Source organism: Bacillus cereus group sp. BfR-BA-01331 (assembly GCF_022663915.1).
Classification (GTDB): Bacteria; Bacillota; Bacilli; order Bacillales; family Bacillaceae_G; genus Bacillus_A; species Bacillus_A mycoides.
Genome location: NZ_JAKUGJ010000085.1, coordinates 1 through 2730, shown reverse-complemented (window position 1 = coordinate 2730; position 2730 = coordinate 1). Strand labels below are relative to the sequence as shown.

The following is a 2730-nucleotide window of genomic DNA, read 5'->3' as shown; positions in this document are numbered from 1 at the left end:
AAGGGGATTATTTTTTCGTTCTATCCGTAAATTGTGGACAAGGACAAATTCCCCTATTGCTTCCTCTTGCAGTTTACTGCTATTTTTTTACATTTGTTTATAACATGAACCTCTCAATTTCTTGTGCAGACCGTATTATAATGGATAAAAATGTATTTCTTATTTTTGTTTTTAAAAAGGAAGCTACCTAAATCAATAGAAATCCTATCTAGGTTTATCCAATATGTTGGTTTTACTAAAAAGATATTATTTGAATAAACATTTACTACTAGTAGTTTGAGATGAGAGTACAAAACGTCTTATATTTTTAGATTACAATAGGATTATTTCACTTTAATTAATTTAACAAATCAAAATCATCACCAGTTATTCTGGTGACAACAACAACAACAACAACAACAAATTACAATACGTTTACAGCAAGATTCTTCACATTTTCTTTTACAGCACTTGCGTTTTTTGTTACAACATCTGTGTCTTTTTCTACAACACGTATGCTTATGGTCATTAAAACATTCACAATGGTGTTTACAGTTGCCACAGTTTCTACACATTTTTATCCCCCCCTGGTAACCAAAGCTTAGAATATTATATGTTCTAATAAGACAAGGGTTTGTTTTATAGCCTATCCATAACCACTAAAATAATAATTCACCCTAAATGTCGTCATCTATCCTGTTTCTCACTAATAATTTTTAAAGTTTAGTTGTGTACCAGCATATTAACTTTTACCCTACATCATTAAACAACATATGAGTTCAATATGACTTAGTAGATACAATCCCTCATAAGCATTGAGTACAACAAATATATTTAAAATCAACTCAAAACATTTTATACTACCGTCATCTTTTGTTTCAGTTATGACCTGATCAAGAAAAACTAGAACATAATTTAGATTACGCAATTGATTTTGAGTACTGATAAGAAGTCATTCCATTTAAAGCCGAATGTGGGCGAACTGGATAATAATACATATAAATGAATTCAGCTATTAATTGGTTAACTTGAGTAACAGATATAAGTTGTTCGCCATGTAAACATTCTCGTTTCAAAATACTAAAAAAAGATTCAATCACTGCATTATCCCAACAATTCCCCTTGCGGGACATACTTTGCTGGATCGTTTGTTGCTTACAAAAATCAGTGATCATATAGCTCGTGAATTGTGATACTTGATCTGTATGAAATAATATCTTTTTTTGCTTTCCATATCTATTTTTCACTTGTTGAATTGTATCTTTTACAAATTGAGCATCTTGGCAAGTATCTACCGAATAACCAAGCACCCGCCGGGTGCCAATATCTAATGCAGCACAAATATACACTTTTTGTCCATTGATTAAACGAAATTCTATAATATCACTCACAACTGTAGGTGTTTCTTTTTTACCAGGCGTAAAAGAACGTGCTAATACATTCGGAAATGTACGATGTTCCGTTTTTCTTCTTTTATAATATGTAACTACTTTTGACTTCAAATTTGCTTTGTATAATGCTTTTCGAACTTGAGAGAGAAAAACTTGCATGCCTTTATTTATCAGATATCTGTATAATTTCCGATAGCCCATTCTTCTTTTTAAACGCTTAAACTGCATGACAATATAAGACTCTGTTTCTTGTCGTTTTTGCTGAACTGCAGTTGGTTTACGCTGTATATATGCATAAAAACCACTTACTGAGACCTGCAATCGTTGACAGAGCCATCGCACTCCGAATGTCTGGATATACTGCTGAATAAACATAAAACGTGTTAGTTTTGGTTGCTGGCAAAGAAGGTTGCCGCCTTTTTTAGGAATTCATTTTCCTTTTTCAGTGCCTGAATTTCTCATCGTAAAGAACGTAGTTCTTCCAGTTCCACATTTTTCTGAGAAGAAAGTTGAGTTGTATATTTCTTAATCCATACGTTCAGTGTACCATTCCCTAAATCGAACTCTCGTTGAATACTTGAAATTGAACGACCTTCTTTGACCACCAATTCTACACATTGTCTTTTAAACACTTCATCATATTGTTTTTTCATATGAAACACCTCTGCATATAAAATAATTGATATCTATAACCTGTTCCAGTTTTACTGTACCACCTCATTTTGTGATTTACCTGTAAACCATAATACCTTTTGAGCCATATACAAATTCTTCGGTAACCATAGCTACCTTTTATATCTGGATCTCGTTCGCATTCTCCTATTTTAGACATGATAAATTGGTCCTCTTTCACCTTTTCAGAGGGATCGTTGATTCTTTTTTTCCACTTATAGTATCCACTTCTTGAAACACCTGCAATTTCACAAAGCAACACAATTGAAAAATTCTGTTTTAAGGTATGAATGACCTCATATTCTACTGATTTATTTTTTTTGACCTCATCCCCCCCCTTTTTCGCAGCTAATAGCTTTTTTAAGTATGCATTTTCCGCTTCTAATCGTTGTATTCTAGCATCTTGACTTATTTCATTTGTTTGTTTAGATCTTCCACGTTTTTCTTGTAGGCCAGAATACCTTCATTTCTATATTTTTTAATCCATCTATCTATAACTGAATATGTAACTCCTAATTCCTTTCCAATTAACTTGCTTCCAATTCCTCTATGTAAGTACCATTGATTCTGGTGCAAAAATAAAATATAGGAGAATATAGCACATATATTCCTAACGGAATCGTATCTTATGCTGCAAGTCCAAACAATTGATGGATGAATTCTTTCTGATTTTGGACAGACTGGTCCC

4 protein-coding genes and 1 pseudogene are annotated in these 2730 nt (G+C 32.7%); 1 reads left to right on the top strand and 4 read right to left on the bottom strand.

Annotated features, from left to right (window positions below; all coding sequences use genetic code 11):
• The coding region (locus MR155_RS30845) for a hypothetical protein (RefSeq protein WP_242312080.1) at positions 1–191 on the top strand (191 nt) is incomplete at its 5' end.
• Between the two features lie 212 nt (positions 192–403).
• On the opposite strand, the gene MR155_RS30840 is transcribed toward MR155_RS30845, so the two are convergent.
• The 4 genes and pseudogenes from MR155_RS30840 to MR155_RS30825 form a co-directional block, all read right to left on the bottom strand.
• Complete coding sequence (locus MR155_RS30840; RefSeq protein WP_242312079.1) at positions 404–541, bottom strand: hypothetical protein; 138 nt, start codon at positions 539–541, stop codon at positions 404–406.
• 358 nt (positions 542–899) lie between these two features.
• Complete coding sequence (locus tag MR155_RS30835) at positions 900–1799, bottom strand: IS3 family transposase (protein ID WP_313897570.1); 900 nt, start codon at positions 1797–1799, stop codon at positions 900–902.
• 29 nt (positions 1800–1828) lie between these two features.
• The gene (locus MR155_RS30830; RefSeq protein ID WP_242312077.1) at positions 1829–2023 is read right to left on the bottom strand and encodes a transposase; all 195 of its coding nucleotides are present in this window, start codon (positions 2021–2023) and stop codon (positions 1829–1831) included.
• Between the two features lie 329 nt (positions 2024–2352).
• Positions 2353–2648 (bottom strand): annotated as a pseudogene (locus MR155_RS30825) (transposase); the annotation flags it as partial.
• Positions 2649–2730: the final 82 nt, after the last annotated feature.

What these genes read in the sequence shown, in the direction of transcription:
- MR155_RS30830 (WP_242312077.1), bottom strand. Translation starts at nt 2,023, where the DNA reads ATGAAAAAACAATATGATGAAGTGTTTAAAAGACAATGTGTAGAATTG.